This is a genomic window from Caballeronia sp. (assembly GCF_028292365.1).
Lineage (GTDB): Bacteria > Pseudomonadota > Gammaproteobacteria > Burkholderiales > Burkholderiaceae > Caballeronia.
Genome location: NZ_JAQGMM010000209.1, coordinates 1 through 14,639, shown reverse-complemented (window position 1 = coordinate 14,639; position 14,639 = coordinate 1). Strand labels below are relative to the sequence as shown.

The window sequence follows — 14,639 nt, the reverse complement described above, 5'->3', positions numbered from 1 at the left end:
CCTCCCGCGCACAACTACTTCGGGCAAATCCTCGACTCGGATGGCACGGTCTTGCTCTGCCTTCACGAGTGGGGTGCCCACGAGCATCCCTCGTTGACGAGCCCCGATCACGCGACGCCTGGCAACGGCCTACTCTTGTTTTTCCGTGTCGACGATTTCGACATGGCTCTGCCAAGGGCACGTGCTCTCGTCACTCAGCTAGAAGAGGAGCCTCACATAAACTCAAGCACTGGAACTATGGAGTTCTCGCTCCGTGATCCGGACGGCTATTACGTCACGATCAGTGCGCTTTAACGGGCACCACCGCCTACCTTAGGTTTAGCGCGGAAAAAGGTAGCCATGCATGCCATGGGATCACCATCGCCACAGTGACCGTAGGCATTGGCGAGGACACTGCGGACAGAACGCCTGCTTGGTTCAAACTGGACTCGATCCTGCATGCATCGCTATGGAGTACGGATCAATCTGCGTAGGCGCTTGCGCAATAAATCGAACCGGGTCTGCTGCAGAATTGTTTATAGCCAGACGGGGATCGGCCTGCCACGCCTGCAGTTCGTCATTCCACCCCGAACGATCGCCGCCCCAAGACAATCGACCAAAGCGACATTGACCGATTCAGGTCGATCAACTCTGTCAATTTGACCAGAAGAGTCAAAATCACCAACATTCAGCCAAAATGGCGCGAGTATCGATCCCTTTGAGCCTCGTGCGAGCACTATATCGGGCCGGAGATCCGACAAAAACCCGCCGCGGCACGCATGATGCGTCGTGGTCTCTATCCCGGAGACCTTATGCCTTCAAATGTCATCAAAGTAGCATCTCATCCATGGACCAGGCGCAGCTTCGACCTCGGCGGAATGCCGTTACGCCTTTTAGTCGTCGACGACAACCAGAACGCTGCAACAGCAATGGCGAGCTACCTGTCGTTCGAGAGCATGGAATGTCGGGTGGCTTTCGGTGGACTGGACGCTATCGAGATCGGAACACATTGGGCACCCCACGTCATCCTCATGGATATCTCCATGCCCGAGTGCAACGGCTACGAGGCGACCTTCGCTTTGCGACAGGATCAACGTACCAGTGGAACGGTCATCGTGGCTTTTACTGCGTTAAACGATGACGGCGACGTACACAAACATCTCGTTGATCACTCGTTTGACGGCTATAGCCAGAAAGGACAGCCGCCGAGCAAGTTGGTGGCGCTGGTCATGAGTTTCCTTCATTGACGGACCCCCAGAGCGCCTCGCAAAAGAAAGTCTGTGGCAACACCAACACTGCTACTTACGCCGCGGCAGACGCACAGCAAACACGGTTTCCGTTTCATCGGACCTCGCCGCAATCTCACCGCCGTGAGCCTTGGCAATCTCACGCGCAATATACAACCCAAGTCCCAGGTTACCGTCGGTGTCATACGTTTTCATTTGATTCAATCCGCGCTGGAGAGGATCAAATATCCGGTCCAGACTCGATCCCTCAATCGCCGGCCCCCGGTTCCTGACCTCGAAGCTAACGTCCGTCTCCCCGCAAGTCATAACCACTCGCACCGGAGCGTCCGATGCGCCGTACTTGATCGCGTTGGTCACCAGATTGCCGAGTAATTGTTGTAATCGTCGGCCGTCCCAAACACCCTGGGCGTCGCCCACCACCTCCAGTTCGACCCGGCGTTCCGGATGCGCTGCTCGCAACTGATCGAGTTCATCGGCTAATAGATTCGCGAGGTCCACATTGGTCGGTACGATATTGATACCCAGACCCAGGTTCGTTCGATTGAAATCAAGCATATCGCCAAGAAGCGCCTGCATGCGAGCGCCGCTTCTGATCAAACGCGAAGCGGCCCCCGATACTTTCTCCCCGGCATTCAAGTTCGCCAGATACACGGCTGTCATTTGAATGGTCTGGAGCGGACTGCGCATGTCATGCCCAAGCATTCCAAGCAAGAGGTTGCGAGCCTGGTCCACCTGGACACTGAAAAAGCCGATCGATTCTGCGAGCGCCTGGTCAATGGCCTCGTTAAATCGAATGATGTCATCGGCATGCGGAGCCTCCGGCTGACACGCATGTATCCACAGGCGAAGAACACTGGCACGCAGCGCACGGTACTCGGCGGCGAGTTGGTTGATGTCGAAGCCACCTCGCGCTCGCAAAACGGCGCGCGTTTGCGCGGCTGTCTCTGGAACTCCGATCAGTCGGGGGGCTCGCCCCATTGATTTTTCGAGTTGAGCTTCCTTGGTTTGGGAAGTCGACAAATCCTTCGCAACGGCCTCCAGAATCTGCTTCGCGTGATCCCGTAATTCCAGCGATTTCATGTCCGTTGCGGTGGGCAATAGGGTAAGGGCGAACGCCTCCCATTGCCCTAGAATTGTTTCCATGTCACGTAAGATGAAGTCGGCCAATCGCATGTCGCCCCCGAGTATCGGAAAAAATCTTATAAGGTATTCGCTGAATCCGATGCTGCGCCTGGATAGTTGCGTATTCTACTGGCACCTTAAACGGCCAGGCATGAGAGCGAGCTGCAGACAATCGATATATCGTCGCGAAACTGGAGTGCCAGTTCATCGACAGAAGGGCGTGTGTGTGATCGCTCGAATACAAGCTGCTACAGCATGGCTATATATAGCGCGTCAAGAGGAGTGTGCGACCGACAGGCGTCGGCAGATAGTCAACCTGCTTAACTCGCAGCTCTGAGCGCCTTGGCGAGTTCAGCCAGGAGGTACGGCTTGACGACGAAGGCGAAATCATCAATACGCCCGTACTGCTCGCGTAAAGCGGGAAGCGGGAACCCCGACGCCAGTATCACCTTGAGATCGGGACGAAATTCGCGTGCCTGGCGCGCCAGTTGAATACCGGTCATGCCCTTCGGCATGACTACGTCAGTGAACAGGATGTCGATGTCGGAACGGCGCTCCAGGGTCGTCATTGCGTCAACGCCATTAGTCGCTGTCACAACCTCGTAGCCTATGCTGCGAAAAAGCTGCGCCGCCGCGTCCAGCACGTCAGGCTCATCTTCCACGATAAGAACCGTATCCACCCGCTCGCCGGCCGTGGCAACCCTCTCGTCCGGCTCGCCGTCAACCACGGGCAAGTACATGCTGATGGTCGTACCAACGCCTTCTTCGCTGTCGATCACAACGTCGCCGCCGGACTGCGCGATGAATCCATAGACCTGGCTCAGGCCCAGCCCCGTGCCCTTGCCAATCTCCTTGGTCGTAAAGAACGGCTCGAACGCACGTGCCACAACCGCCGGTGGCATGCCGGTGCCAGTATCCGCGACTGAAACGCGGACGTAAGACCCCGGCGTCAGATTTCCGACCTCTCCCGAACCCAGATGAACATTCTCGACGGCGACCTCCAGCTTTCCGCCATCGGGCATTGCATCGCGAGCGTTCACAACCAGGTTCAGCAACGCCGCCTCGAAGCGGGCCGCATCGAGCAAAACGGTCGCGGAGTCTTGCGCTGACCGTATCTCCATCTCGATAGCGGAATTTCCCGCGCGGCGCAGCACGGGTTCGAAGCCGTTGATCACCGCATTCAGGTCATAATTTTCGACCATGAGCGGTTGCTGACGGGCGAACGAAAGCAGTTGCTGGGTCATGAGCGCACCGCGCTCGACCGCGCGCCGCACGGCGTCGAGCACCTTCTTGTCGGCATAATTCTGTATTCGCGTGGCCAGCACATCCACGCTGCTTGAGACGACCGACAGCAGGTTATTGAAGTCGTGGGCAATGCCTCCCGTGAGCTGGCCGATCGCTTCTATCTTCTGCGATTGGAACAGCGCCGCATTGGCTCGCTCAAGGGCTTCCGCTGCCTGCTTTCGTTCCGTTATATCGCGCGTGACCTTGGCGAATCCGAGCAGTTCGCCCGTCTCGTCGCGGATCGCGTCGACCACGACGTGCGCCCAAAATCGCGTTCCGTCCCGGCGCACACGCCAGCTCTCCTGTTCAAAACGGCCTTCGGTTGCGGCCGTTGTCAGCGTCTTGGCAGGCAGGCCTTTCGCCCGGTCTTCTTCGGTGTAAAAGACGGCGAAATTCGAACCGACAATTTCGTCTCGCTTGTAGCCCTTGATGCGTTCAGCGCCAGCGTTCCAGTTCGTGACCACGCCCGTCGGGGAGATCATGTAGATCGCGTAGTCGGTCACGCTCTGAACGAGCAGGCGGAATCTGTCCTCACTTTCGCGCAACGCGTCCTCGGCCGCTTTGCGATCGGTAATGTCGCGCGTGATCTTGGCAAAGCCGATTAGTTCGCCTGAGGAGTCCCGGATCGGATCGACCACGACGCTTGCCCAGAACCGGGTGCCGTCACTTCGCACCCGCCAGCCTTCATCTTCGAACTTTCCGTGTTCGCGGGCGGTTTGTAATGCCCGGGCCGGTTTATCTGAACGTCGGTCTTCCTCCGTGTAGAACATGGAAAAGTGCTGGCCAATGATTTCATGCGCGGCATAACCTTTGAACCGTTCCGCTCCGGCATTCCAGCTGCTGACAAACCCTTCGGGGTCCAGCATGTAGATCGCGTAATCGGTAATACCCGAGACAAGCAACTGGAAGCGCTGTTCCTCGCTCAGATCGCGGATGTTTCTGCACTCTTCAGATTTCATTCTTTTAAGTCCACGTGTGTTAGTGGAACTGTAATCAAAGGGTGCTGCGTCGCAAAATCGGCGCACGCTATCGGCCTTGAATGCGTGGCAACGTGACCGAATGTTTGATAGTAACCTCAAAGGCCCCGGTATCTAAGCTACTGCATAAAGTCACGTTTCGCAGCTTCAGTTTCGCCGGGCATGGCCGGGCGAGCAGGAGGAGAAAGTAGTGACCAGAACTGTTGTGCCTTCAATACCCACACCGCCACAATTAGCGCGCTGATAGCCAGGTCAAGACCGGCATGCTGCCCGCAAATACCGTCAAGTCGGTTTCGGCGCGTCCTTCGTGGCTCCGGCTGTCTCGTCGCCCATAGAGACTGCGGAGACGACGCGATTTCGTCCCATGGCCTTGGCCGAGTAGAGCGCCGCGTCGGCTCGCGCCATCAGGTTTGCCAACATTTCTGTAGCTTGATATTCATCCACGCCGGCACTGAAGGTGCATGTCACTTCTCCGTGAGGTATGGGTACCGTAGACGCGGCCAGATGCAGCCGCAAACTGTTCACCAGTGTCAGGGCATCCGCCTTGGGTGTTTCGGGGAACAGTATGGCGAACTCTTCACCGCCAAGCCGCCCAAAAATGTCTCCTTGCCGGATCCCCTGCGACACAATCGAGGAGAAGTGAGCAAGCGCGCGATCTCCGGCCGCGTGGCCATGAGCGTCGTTGACTGCTTTGAAGTTATCGATGTCGAGGATAGCAACCGTGAACCGCGATTTCGTGCGGTTGGCGCGCTCCAGCTGCGACTCGGCCTGAGCCATAAACTCGCGCCGCACGAGAGCACCAGTCAACTCATCGATAGCCGCCAGGCGCTCCATCCGCTCCGCCATGCGGTCATAGGCAAGCATGAGCGCGCCGATCGACAGGCAGGGCAGCGTGACGACGCCCACCGCGAGAAACGCAATGGTCATGGGCGTTGGATCGAGAAACCGTGCGTGATGTTCCCAGCCCAGGCCGGCGGCGAGTCCGCGAGCAATATGGACGAGGCCGCCGAGCGCGGCGACAATCGCGACGAACTGGTAGCTGTACCCCGGTCGATGCAGCGGCCTCCTGGTATAGGTGATCCAGGCCACCATCAGGCGCACATAGGCGAGGAAGCCCGACATCACGACAATCCTGGCACCTGCATTCGGCGAAAAATAGCTCCAGTGGACAATGCCGACCGCCAACAGCACGAATGCCACAACCTCATAGTGCCGCGAAGGTGGAAGGCCGAAGAATAGCCGGCAACCTTGCAGCACAAGGAATGCGGAACCGGCAAATAGGGAACTGGCGGCCACGACCACGAGCGGTGTTGGTGAACTGCCACTGAAAGCCAATGCAACAAGCGCGGACACAATCAGGACGTTTGCACCGATCCAGCGAAACAATCCGGGTATCCCGGACCGCAGCAGCGAGCCGAATACGACCGCGCTGATCACGCCGGACATGATTCCGACAACGTAGAGCGCGACAGGACTGAACATAGGCTTTCAGTAAGAAATGTGACGGAAGAGATTCGCGCGAGCCGAACAGGTTGAGCGCCCGACCTCTCCTATCCACGTTGCACGAAGGTGCTAAACGGCGACGCCTGCGGCTGAGATAATACGCTCTGGCACCAAATCTTCATAAAAATGTGCAGCGGCCTCGGGTCGTCGCGGTGGCGTAGCGGCGAGTCGCTCGCAAGTTGCCTGGAAGGCCGGAGGGAGCCGGGATGAGCCGACATCGCCCTCGCTCATATTCTGCTGGGAGGGCGCTGGACTGTTCAGGCTGTTAGCCGTTCTTATCGCTTTGGCGCAGCGTCAAGAGGGAAGGAGAGAGTGTTCGAGCGCCTGAACCACGTCTGCTACCGACGTGCTCGAGCACGTCGGGGATATCCGCGGGGATGGCGGGTTTGACGTTGAGGGGCCGTGAACCGTGACGCAGCAACCTAAAGCGCCGACCGGTCGCCGCACACGTGAGTCGCGGCCCCAGCAATGCTGCCGCGCGCAAAACCCGAGATCAGGGTCAGCGCCCCCCGCAACATGTCGTCCGACAGCGTGCTGTCTTTTGGCCGCGCGAATGGTTTGATCGTCTTGTTCGTGCACTCGTTGCCCGTGATGGGCTCACTGGGTGGCGCCGCGCTGCGGATGACGTTGTCGGTCGCGACGTTTGCGAATGCGCAACCGCTGGCTGCCAAAGCCAAAGCAAACGCAGCAGCCCAGTATTTCTCCTGTTTCATATCCTCTCTCTCAGCGGCCAATTAACAAGCACAACTGCCGATTATGGTTGCCACTTCATAACACGGTCAACTTGGTTACGCCACACTTAGTACGCCAGACTCAGCCCCACCAAACTATTCGTCTGGAATAACCCGCCACTTCCTCCGATAATACGAACGTCTCCCGCCCCTCGCCATGACCGAACTCGAAACCTCTGTCGTCGTGTTCTTTTGCCTGCTCGCGGCCTCCGGGCTTGGTGCGTTCGTGCGCCCGTTGCTGCCTGAGGAGCACAAGGCGCATGAAACGGTGCAATTGCTCAAACTGGTCGTCGGCATGCTGGTTACATTTGCGGCGCTCGTGCTGGGTCTCCTGACGGCATCGTCGAAAACCGTATTCGACACCACCACGACCGACATCCGTACCTATGCCGCTGCGCTGATCCAACTCGACAACAGCTTGCGCGAGTACGGCCCGGATGCCGACGCTGCCCGCCAGATCCTGCGCGCCTACACGGCGGCCGCGATCGCTTCCACCTGGGCGCAGGAACCGCCGCCGCCTGGCGACTATTATCCGAAAACGCTGGCACCGGGCTCCGATACCGACAATCTTGATAGCCGCGCGCTGGGCGCCATGCTTGAACGGGCGCAACAAGACACACGCGCGTTGAAGCCGCCCGATCAGTTTCATCAAAAGCTCGCCGACGAAGCGCTTGGCCAGTTTGACCGGCTGATCCAGCAACGCTGGAAGATCGTGGAGGAAGCACGCGGTTCGGCTTCTTCGCCGTTCGACCGGATTCTCGTCTTCTGGCTGCTCGTCATCTTTCTTTGCTTTGGCCTGATCGCACCACGTAACGCATTGGCGCTGGTTTTGATCATGCTCGGGGCGTTATCGATAGCGTCCACGGTGCTCGTGATTCTCGACCTCGACACGCCGTTCTCTGGCGCCATCCTCGTGCCAAGCCAGTCCATGCGCGATGCGCTTGCTTACCTCAACCGCTGAACCGCTGAGGCTTAACCACACCCGCCCAACTTGCCCGATGCCATCCACGCTCTACAGTGATCCGCGCCTCGTTGCGCTGTACGACACCCTGAACCCCTTAGCCGCCGATACCGACTTTTACCTGGCGCTGGCCGCAGGCATGCAGCGCGTCATCGATCTCGGTTGCGGAACGGGTTTGCTCGCGTGTGAGCTGGCGTCGCGAGGGCATCGTGTGATTGCGCTCGACCCCGCGCCCGAGATGTTGCGCGTGGCGCGGCATAGACCGAATGGGGACCGCGTTCAGTGGATTGAAGGTGATGCCCGGGCGCTCGCCTTGTTGCCGCCCGCTGACCTGCTGGTGATGACGGGCCACGTCGCGCAGGTTTTCCTCGACGACACCGCGTTTCTCAATACCCTCAAGGCCGCCCGCTATGCGCTGCGCGACGGCGGCGCCTTGGCCTTCGAGAGCCGCAATCCGGCCGCGCGACCGTGGGAATCCTGGACGCCCGCGCAGTCTCACCGGCTGATCGAGGCGGACGGAGTCGGCGAGGTTGAGGTGTGGCAGGACGACGTGAACGCAAGCCCGGCGTCGGGCATTCGATTCAACACGGTTTATAAATTCAAGGCGACAGGCGAGACGCTGACATCCACGAGCGAACTGCGTTTTCGCACTCAGGACGAACTCGCCGCGCAGCTCGAGGCCGCAGGGTTCCGCCATCTCACATGGCAGGGCGACTGGGATGGGTCGGCGGTTTCGGCCGCGAGCCGGGAACTGATTGTGGTCGCGCGCTGAACTGGCGCGCAGTCGGACTCAAACATCGGGCTGAAGCAATTGAATGCAACGACCAATCGCAGCAGCCGGATCAGAACTCCACTGCTACGAAATCGTCTTTGCCGACATCGCATAATGGACAACGCCACGTGTCCGGGATCTCAGCGAAACGGGTTCCGGCGGCTATACCTTCTTCCGGCAAGCCGTCTTCTTCGTTGTATATCCAGCCACAAATCAGGCAAACCCAGCTTTTATATTCCAAGACTTCACTCACGACAGACTCTTTCTTCTCGTTCGACAAAACATCGTTAAATATTCGATCCGGCGCTCAATCCCCGAAAGTTCGTCTTTCGGGCCGAGCCGCACACGGCCGCCGAAATAGTCGGCGACCCGCATAGTACCGGAATGTCAGAATGGGTTCATCGAAGCGGAACAGCCCCCGGGGCGGGGCGGAAGCACGGATCTGAGTGATTTCTTATGCGCGGTGTATCCTCTCCCCGGCGGTTTTTGAGTCCCTTGCGTATTGACCGGTATTAGATGGTATTGGGCCGGTCTTGGCCGGCCCTTCGCGCCGTGTCGGTCCGCCATGCCTGTCGCACGAAAGCACGAAACCGTTTTGGCCTGCCTGAATAGGTGTTCCGGCAGCCGCATTCTTCTGGGAGCAAAAAAATGATGGTCAAGAAACTGTTGTCGGGAGCGGTGTTGTCGAGCGTTTTCCTTGTGGCCGTTGCGGTGCACGCGCAACAACCCCGGGTGTTTTTCATCGAGCCGAAAGACGGCGCAACCGTCACAAGCCCGGTGCATATGGTCTTCGGCCTGGAAGGCATGGGACTCGCGCCGGCCGGCGATACGGATCCGCAGAAAGGCCACCACCATGTGCTGATCGACGCAGGCCCGATGCAAAAGGGTCTCGTGATTCCAATGAACGATAAATCGCTGCATTTCGGCAAGGCGCAGACGGAAGCAGACGTGAAGCTGCCGCCGGGCGATCACACGCTGACCCTGCAGTTCGGCGATGGCGCGCACCAGTCGTTTGGACCGGAAATGAGCCAGACGATCAAGATCCATGTGAAATAACGATTTTCATCGGTCGGCACCGGGCCGCTCTGGGCTTGGCGCTCATCTCAAAAACGCGGCATGGCCGCGTTTTTTTGCGGCTTATCGGGCCCTTCGCCTTGTCCTGATGGCATAGGTCCCGTAAGCGGCCTCCAGGCGCGCCGGTCAAGACCGGTACAATGGCCGCTTCCAGTATTTGCACTGTTCCGGCTGCCTCCCATGTCGCTTTATTCCATTTCGAACGCGCAACTCGCGTTCGGCCACGTTGCGTTGCTCGATCACGCTGACTTTTCACTCGAAGCGGGCGAACGCGTCGGCCTGATCGGCCGTAACGGCGCGGGCAAGTCGTCGCTGCTGAAGATCATCGCCGGGCTGACCAAGCCGGACGACGGCCTTATCACGCGGCAAAACGAGCTCACGACCGTGTACGTGCCGCAGGAACCCGAGTTCGACCTGGAGGCGTCGGTGTTTGACGTCGTCGCGTCCGGCTTGTCCCATGAACGGGAGCTGCTCGACCAATATGACGTCGTGGCGCACAAACTCGCCGATACCCCCGAAGGTCCCGAGCACGACGAGTTGCTGCACAGCATGAACGCGCTGCAGTCCTCGCTCGACCTTCACGACGCCTGGAGTTGGCAAACCCGCGTGGCGACCACGCTGCAGCAGATCGGGCTGGACGGCGACATTCGTTCGGGCGCGCTCTCGGGCGGCATGAAAAAGCGCGTTGCGCTGGCTCGCGCGCTCGTTGTGCAACCGGACGTGCTGCTTCTGGACGAACCGACCAACCACCTCGACTTCGACGGCATTCGCTGGCTGGAGGAGATGCTGGTCACGTTGCGCACGGGTTTGTTGTTCATCACCCATGACCGGGCTTTCCTCGACAAGGTCGCTACCCGCATCGTGGATCTGGATCGTGGACGCTTGCTGTCCTATCCGGGTAACTACAGCGCGTACCAGACGCGCAAGGCGCAGCAGCTTGAGATCGAACAGGTCGAATCGGCCAAGTTCGACAAACTGCTGGCGCAGGAAGAAGTGTGGATTCGCAAGGGCGTGGAGGCGCGGCGCACGCGCAGCGTGGGGCGTATCGCGCGGCTGGTGGAAATGCGCAACGAGCGCGCCGAACGCCGCAACGTGCTGGGCAACGTGAAACTGGATGTGGGCCAAGGCGAGCGCTCGGGCAAGATCGTTTCGGAACTGACCGACGTGACGAAGAGATACGGCAATCGCACGATTGTCGATAACTTCACCGCCACCGTCATGCGCGGCGACAAGTTCGGGTTCATCGGTCCGAACGGCGCGGGCAAGACCACGCTGCTCAAGATGATCCTGGGCGAACTCGCGCCGGACGAAGGCACGGTGCGTACCGGCACGAACACGCAGGTAGCGTATTTCGACCAGATGCGCGCGCAGCTTGACCTCGACAAGACACTCGCCGACACCATCAGCCCAGGCAGCGAATGGGTCGAAGTGAACGGCGTGAAGAAACATGTCATGAGTTATCTCGGCGACTTCCTGTTCGCACCGGAGCGCGCGCGTTCGCCTGTGCGCTCGCTGTCGGGAGGGGAACGCAACCGGCTGCTGCTCGCGCGTCTGTTCGCGCGGCCAGCGAACGTGCTGGTGCTGGATGAACCGACCAACGACCTGGACATCCAGACGCTCGAGTTGCTGGAAGAACTGCTCACCGACTACGACGGCACCGTGCTGCTGGTGAGCCATGACCGCCAGTTCCTGGACAACGTCGTGACGTCGGTCTTCGCGTCGGAAGGCGGCGGCATGTGGCGTGAATATGTGGGTGGGTTCACCGACTGGCAGATCCAGCGCGAACGTTCCGAGAAAATCGCTCTGGATGCCGCCCGTGACACGGCCAAGCAGGCGAAGAAGGAAGACGGCCCGAAAGACAGCGGCGCCGGGCGCAATGCGCAGCGCTCGACCAAATTGCCGTACAAGGAAGTCCGCGAGCTGGAAGCGCTGCCTGCGCAGATCGCAGCGCTTGAAGCCGAGCAAAAGTCGATTGCAGCCAAGCTCGAAGACGGTTCGGTGTACGCGAAAGATCCGAAAGAAGGCACGCGGCTGAGCGCACGGCATGCGGCTATCGACGAGGAATTGCTGGTCGCGCTCGAACGCTGGGAAGAACTGGAAGCAAAGCGCAAGTAAGTCACAAACAGGTCGCAAATAAACGGCCTTTGGGACCGGCGTCTTCCCCATATCGAAAAATTTGTCGGAAACAGTAAAATACGTCGCGTTTTCGGGCGCACGGCCGAGCGAATAAGGTGTCACCGCGGTTACACCGTAATGACACCTTGTAGTGAAACGCTATAGTCAGGCGAGAGGCCGTCGCGGTTTCGAGTTAATAACGCGCAATCCGGCGCGGCCGGCTCAGGCGCGGTTGGCCGGGTTGGCCCGCTATGTTCACGCATTCGCCGGTTGTCCGGCGTGGCCGCTTTCGGAATTCCGCTAACGAATTCAAGCCGCAGCCACCCGGACCGCCGGACCCACGTCCAGACATGTCCACGAAAAAACCGAGCGCCGCCGACAGCGGCAAGAACAGCGGATACAGCGAAGCATCGATCAAGGTGCTCAAGGGTCTCGAGCCGGTCAAGCAACGGCCCGGCATGTACACCCGCACTGAAAATCCGCTGCACATCATTCAGGAAGTCATCGACAACGCCTCCGACGAGGCGCTTGGCGGCTACGGCAAGCAGATCACAGTCACGCTGCATGCTGATCATTCGGTGTCTGTCGAAGACGATGGACGCGGCATTCCGTTCGGCATGCATCCGGAAGAAGGCGTGCCGGTCGTCGAGATCGTGTTCACGCGCCTGCACGCGGGCGGCAAGTTCGATAAAGCCGCTGGCGGCGCGTACACGTTTTCGGGCGGCCTGCACGGCGTGGGTGTGTCCGTGACGAACGCCTTGTCCACGCGCATGGACGTGACCGTGTGGCGCGACGGCAAGGTCGCCGATCTCGGCTTTTCGAATGGCGACGTGGTGAAGCCGCTCGAAACCCGCGCCATGAATCGCGGCGAGAAGAAGTCAGGGACTCGTGTCACCGCCTGGGCCAATCCGAAATATTTCGATTCGCCCAACTTGCCGGTCGGTGAATTGCAGCGTCTCTTGCGCTCGAAGGCGGTCTTGCTGCCCGGCGTGGAAGTCGTGCTCATCAACGAAAAAACCGGCGAACGCCAGACCTGGAAATACGAAGACGGGTTACGCGGTTACCTGCTCGAAGGCATGGGCGGCAGCGACTTGCTTATCCCCTTGTTCGAAGGCGAGCGGTTCGCGGGCAATGCAAAGTTGAGTGAGGAAACCTTCGCCGAAGGCGAGGGCGCAACGTGGGTCGTTGCATGGAGCGAAGAAGGCCCGTTGTTGCGCGAGTCGTACGTCAACCTGATTCCAACGCCCGCTGGTGGCACGCATGAATCGGGCTTGCGCGACGGACTGTTCCAGGCGGTCAAGAGCTTTGTCGAACTGCACAATCTTCAGCCCAAGGGCGTGAAGTTGCTCGCGGAGGACGTGTTCGCGCGGGTGTCGTTCGTGTTGTCGGCGAAGGTGCTGGATCCGCAGTTTCAAGGGCAGATCAAGGAGCGCCTCAATAGCCGTGACGCGGTGAAACTCGTGTCGTCGTTTACGCGGCCCGCGCTCGAACTGTGGTTGAACCAGCACGTTGAATACGGCAAGAAACTTGCAGAACTGGTGATCCGGCAGGCGCAGGCACGTACGCGTGCCGGACAGAAGATCGAGAAACGCAAGAGCTCGGGCGTGGCCGTGCTGCCTGGCAAGCTGACCGATTGCGAATCGACCGATGTCTCGCGCAACGAACTCTTCCTGGTCGAAGGCGATTCGGCAGGCGGCTCAGCGAAGATGGGCCGCGACAAGGAATTCCAGGCCATTTTGCCGTTGCGCGGCAAGGTGTTGAACACGTGGGAAACCGAACGCGACCGGCTGTTCGCGAACAACGAAGTGCACGACATCGCGGTGGCGATCGGCGTGGATCCGCACGGCCCGGACAGCCTCGACCAGAAAGCTGATCTCTCGAATCTGCGCTACGGCAAGATCTGCATCCTGTCGGACGCGGACGTGGACGGCTCGCACATCCAGGTCCTGCTGCTCACGCTGTTTTTCAAGCACTTCCCGCAACTGATCGAGCAGGGCAATGTGTGCATCGCGCGGCCACCCTTGTTTCGCGTCGATGCCCCCGCGCGCGGCAAGAAGCCGGCCCAAAAGCTCTATGCGCTCGACGAGGGTGAGCTCGAGGCGATTCTGGACAAGCTGAGGAAAGACGGCGTGCGCGAAACGCAGTGGTCGATCAGCCGCTTCAAGGGGCTGGGTGAAATGAGCGCGGAGCAGTTGTGGGACACCACGATGAATCCGGACACGCGCCGCCTGCTGCCGGTTCAAGTCGGCGATCTCGGGTTTGACGACACGGTCACACGCATGACGATGCTGATGGGCAAGGGCGAAGCGGCGTCGCGGCGCAGTTGGCTTGAGGAGAAGGGCAACGAAGTTGAAGCCGACATTTGACGACACCTGACGCCGCATGCACCCCTTGAACTTCGTCAACGCATAACACTGGAAATCTGATGGACGATCTCTTCGCGGACCAAGAAGCCGCGCCCGAAGGCGAAAAACTGACGCTTGGCGACTACGCCGAGCGTGCGTATCTCGACTATGCGGTGAGCGTGGTCAAAGGTCGGGCGCTGCCCGATGTTTCCGACGGCCAGAAGCCCGTGCAACGCCGCATCCTGTTCGCGATGAACGAGATGGGCCTGGCCAACACCGCGAAGCCGGTCAAGTCGGCGCGCGTGGTGGGTGACGTGCTGGGTAAATATCATCCGCACGGCGACCAGTCGGCCTATGACGCACTCGTGCGTCTCGCGCAGGCGTTTTCAATGCGCTATCCGTTGATCGACGGGCAAGGCAACTTCGGCTCGCGCGACGGCGACGGCGCGGCGGCCATGCGTTACACGGAAGCGCGTCTCACCCCGATCGCGAAATTGCTGCTGGATGAAATCGACATGGGCACGGTCGA

The 14,639-nt window shown here is 59.7% G+C and carries 13 protein-coding genes; 8 read left to right on the top strand and 5 right to left on the bottom strand.

Annotated features, from left to right (window positions below; genetic code table 11):
• On the top strand, positions 1 to 294 hold a 294-nt coding region (locus JWR14_RS12970; protein ID WP_299706971.1), incomplete at its 5' end, for a hypothetical protein.
• Positions 295 to 791: 497 nt separating this feature from the next.
• The gene (locus tag JWR14_RS12965; protein WP_299706968.1) at positions 792 to 1,226 is read left to right on the top strand and encodes a response regulator; all 435 of its coding nucleotides are present in this window, start codon (positions 792 to 794) and stop codon (positions 1,224 to 1,226) included.
• A 51-nt stretch (positions 1,227 to 1,277) separates the two neighbouring features.
• On the opposite strand, the gene JWR14_RS12960 is transcribed toward JWR14_RS12965, so the two are convergent.
• The 4 genes from JWR14_RS12960 to JWR14_RS12945 form a co-directional block, all read right to left on the bottom strand.
• Complete coding sequence (locus JWR14_RS12960; protein WP_299706965.1) at positions 1,278 to 2,399, bottom strand: sensor histidine kinase; 1,122 nt, start codon at positions 2,397 to 2,399, stop codon at positions 1,278 to 1,280.
• A 269-nt stretch (positions 2,400 to 2,668) separates the two neighbouring features.
• On the bottom strand, positions 2,669 to 4,591 hold the full coding sequence (locus tag JWR14_RS12955; RefSeq protein WP_299706962.1) for a PAS domain-containing sensor histidine kinase: 1,923 nt from the start codon (positions 4,589 to 4,591) through the stop codon (positions 2,669 to 2,671).
• A gap of 300 nt (positions 4,592 to 4,891) precedes the next feature.
• Complete coding sequence (locus JWR14_RS12950; RefSeq protein ID WP_299706959.1) at positions 4,892 to 6,091, bottom strand: GGDEF domain-containing protein; 1,200 nt, start codon at positions 6,089 to 6,091, stop codon at positions 4,892 to 4,894.
• Between the two features lie 443 nt (positions 6,092 to 6,534).
• Positions 6,535 to 6,825 (bottom strand): hypothetical protein, encoded by a 291-nt coding sequence (locus JWR14_RS12945; RefSeq protein ID WP_299706957.1) that lies wholly within the window; start codon positions 6,823 to 6,825, stop codon positions 6,535 to 6,537.
• A 175-nt stretch (positions 6,826 to 7,000) separates the two neighbouring features.
• Here JWR14_RS12945 and JWR14_RS12940 point away from each other — a divergent pair, with 175 nt between their 5' ends.
• Both JWR14_RS12940 and JWR14_RS12935 read left to right on the top strand, forming a co-directional pair.
• Complete coding sequence (locus JWR14_RS12940) at positions 7,001 to 7,804, top strand: hypothetical protein (protein WP_299706955.1); 804 nt, start codon at positions 7,001 to 7,003, stop codon at positions 7,802 to 7,804.
• Between the two features lie 37 nt (positions 7,805 to 7,841).
• Complete coding sequence (locus JWR14_RS12935) at positions 7,842 to 8,576, top strand: class I SAM-dependent methyltransferase (protein ID WP_299706953.1); 735 nt, start codon at positions 7,842 to 7,844, stop codon at positions 8,574 to 8,576.
• 70 nt (positions 8,577 to 8,646) lie between these two features.
• Here JWR14_RS12935 and JWR14_RS12930 read toward each other — a convergent pair whose 3' ends face one another.
• The gene (locus JWR14_RS12930; RefSeq protein ID WP_031361281.1) at positions 8,647 to 8,829 is read right to left on the bottom strand and encodes a rubredoxin; all 183 of its coding nucleotides are present in this window, start codon (positions 8,827 to 8,829) and stop codon (positions 8,647 to 8,649) included.
• Between the two features lie 395 nt (positions 8,830 to 9,224).
• Here JWR14_RS12930 and JWR14_RS12925 point away from each other — a divergent pair, with 395 nt between their 5' ends.
• From JWR14_RS12925 to JWR14_RS12910, 4 genes are all read left to right on the top strand, one after another.
• Complete coding sequence (locus JWR14_RS12925; RefSeq protein ID WP_299706944.1) at positions 9,225 to 9,632, top strand: DUF4399 domain-containing protein; 408 nt, start codon at positions 9,225 to 9,227, stop codon at positions 9,630 to 9,632.
• A 198-nt stretch (positions 9,633 to 9,830) separates the two neighbouring features.
• Positions 9,831 to 11,765 (top strand): ATP-binding cassette domain-containing protein, encoded by a 1,935-nt coding sequence (locus JWR14_RS12920; RefSeq protein WP_299706942.1) that lies wholly within the window; start codon positions 9,831 to 9,833, stop codon positions 11,763 to 11,765.
• Between the two features lie 350 nt (positions 11,766 to 12,115).
• Positions 12,116 to 14,131 carry a DNA topoisomerase IV subunit B gene (locus JWR14_RS12915; RefSeq protein WP_299706940.1) on the top strand — a complete coding sequence of 672 codons (2,016 nt, stop codon included), beginning with the start codon at positions 12,116 to 12,118 and terminating at the stop codon, positions 14,129 to 14,131.
• Between the two features lie 59 nt (positions 14,132 to 14,190).
• A partial coding sequence (locus JWR14_RS12910) for a DNA gyrase subunit A (protein WP_299706938.1) occupies positions 14,191 to 14,639 on the top strand: 449 nt, incomplete at its 3' end.